The sequence below is a fragment of the Mesorhizobium sp. M7A.F.Ca.AU.002.02.1.1 genome, assembly GCF_003998535.1.
Lineage (GTDB): Bacteria > Pseudomonadota > Alphaproteobacteria > Rhizobiales > Rhizobiaceae > Mesorhizobium > Mesorhizobium ciceri.
In genome coordinates this window covers 1-1459 of the sequence record NZ_RZPB01001124.1, presented here as the reverse complement: position 1 = coordinate 1459, position 1459 = coordinate 1, and the positions used below count along the sequence as shown (strand labels likewise).

The 1459-nt window shown below is 64.3% G+C and carries 1 protein-coding gene and 1 pseudogene; both read left to right on the top strand.

All coding sequences use genetic code 11. The features are described from left to right. A partial coding sequence (locus tag EN879_RS35700; RefSeq protein WP_164774829.1) for a lipid II flippase MurJ occupies positions 1 to 835 on the top strand: 835 nt, incomplete at its 5' end. A gap of 170 nt (positions 836 to 1005) precedes the next feature. Further along, positions 1006 to 1459: pseudogene (locus EN879_RS35695) on the top strand (tryptophan--tRNA ligase); the annotation flags it as partial.

Here is a 1459-nt window from a genome sequence, read left to right as displayed (position 1 = left end):
CTCGGCGCAGAACAGCGCGGTGTCCTCGCTCGCCTATGCCGACCGCATCTACCAGTTGCCGCTCGGCGTGGTCGGTGTCGCGGTCGCCATCGTGCTGTTGCCCGAACTGTCGCGCGCGCTGAAGTCGGGCAATCTGATCGAGGCGGCCAATCTGCAAAACCGCTCGGTCGAGTTCACACTGTTCCTGACGCTGCCGGCAGCCGCCGCACTCTGGGTGATGTCGGAGCCGATCGTACGGCTGGTCTATGAGCGCGGCGCGTTCGCCGCCAACGGCTCGACGCCAACGGTGGCGGCGATCCTGGCGATCTTCGGCCTCGGCCTCCCGGCCTTCGTGCTGATCAAGGCATTCACGCCGGGCTATTTCGCCCGAGAGGACACGCGTACTCCGATGATCTTTGCCGCCATCTCGGTGGCGGTGAACGTCACCACGGCGCTGACGCTGTTTCCACGGATGGGCGCGCCCGGCATCGCGGTGGCCTCGGCCGTCGCCGGCTGGGTCAACGCGGTGATGCTGCTCGGCGTCCTGATCCGGCGCGGCCACTGGGGCCGCGACGTGCCGCTGATGAAGCGCATTCCACGTCTGGTGCTGTCGGCTATCGTGATGGGGGCAGCGCTCTATTTTGCCGAGCATTGGTTCGCCGTCAGGCTCGGGCCCGGCTCGCCGCTGGTGGTCAAGGCGACGACGCTGCTGTCGCTGGTCGCGGGTGGGGCGCTGCTGTACTTCATCACGGCGTTTGCCACCGGCGGCGCCGATTTCGGCATGATCCGTCGCAACGTCAAGCGGGGATCTGGCAAGTCGGCGCCACCGATCGCAAAGACCGACCTGGACGAGTAGCGCCCGACACGCTCGCAGCGCCGTCTTGATCGCAGCGCCGTCTTCGTCCATAAGCGCGCCGTCGCAAGACTTTCGCCGCGCGCGGTTTCCAGCCGCGTGATTGGCTCCGAAAAGTCTGCAACTTTTCGGAATCACGCTTATACGGCCCTCCACAAGCCATGAGGACAATCATGACCGCCTTCAAGCCACTCGTCTTTTCCGGTGTCCAGCCGACCGGCAATCTGCATCTCGGCAATTATCTCGGCGCCATCAAGAAATTCGTTGCCCTGCAGGACACCTCCGATTGCATCTATTGCGTCGTCGACCTGCATTCGCTGACAGCCCAACTCGTTTATGAAGACCTGGCCGACCAGACGCGGTCGATCACTGCGGCGTTCCTGGCCTCCGGCATCGATCCGAAGAAGCACATCGTCTTCAACCAGTCACGGGTCATGCAGCACGCCGAGCTTGCCTGGATCTTCAATTGCGTGGCGCGCATCGGCTGGATGAACCGCATGACGCAGTTCAAGGACAAGGCCGGCAAGGACCGCGAGAATGCCTCGCTCGGCCTGCTCGCCTATCCCTCGCTGATGGCTGCCGACATCCTGCTCTACCGTGCCACCCACGTCCCTGTCGGTGAGGACC